Source organism: Chromohalobacter sp. HP20-39 (assembly GCF_033052815.1).
GTDB lineage: Bacteria > Pseudomonadota > Gammaproteobacteria > Pseudomonadales > Halomonadaceae > Chromohalobacter.
Genome location: NZ_JAWHTP010000743.1, coordinates 1 through 267, shown reverse-complemented (window position 1 = coordinate 267; position 267 = coordinate 1). Strand labels below are relative to the sequence as shown.

The following is a 267-nucleotide window of genomic DNA, read 5'->3' as shown; positions in this document are numbered from 1 at the left end:
GATGAGTCTCGCATGCCGCCTTGTCCGCCCCGAGGCCAGCGGCCATGATGCGCCGATCACTCAGGAGCCCCGGATGGCCCAATCGGCACAGCGCAGAAAACCCGCCGCCAAGGCAACAAAAAACAATCCCACCAACAGCGCGCCCCGGCCGACGCTGGACGCCCGCCCCGACCGACTCGACCTGCGCGACCTGCCCTACCGCGCGCCGCTGCGCTCGCTGCCGCCGCGCTGGCCGCTGGACGCCGACCTCAAGCGCCTGCTGCCCGC

1 protein-coding gene is annotated in these 267 nt (G+C 71.9%); it reads left to right on the top strand.

All coding sequences use genetic code 11. The annotated features are described in order from the left end of the window. Positions 1-73 precede the first annotated feature (73 nt). The coding region (locus tag RVY79_RS19925) for a hypothetical protein (protein ID WP_317466305.1) at positions 74-267 on the top strand (194 nt) is incomplete at its 3' end.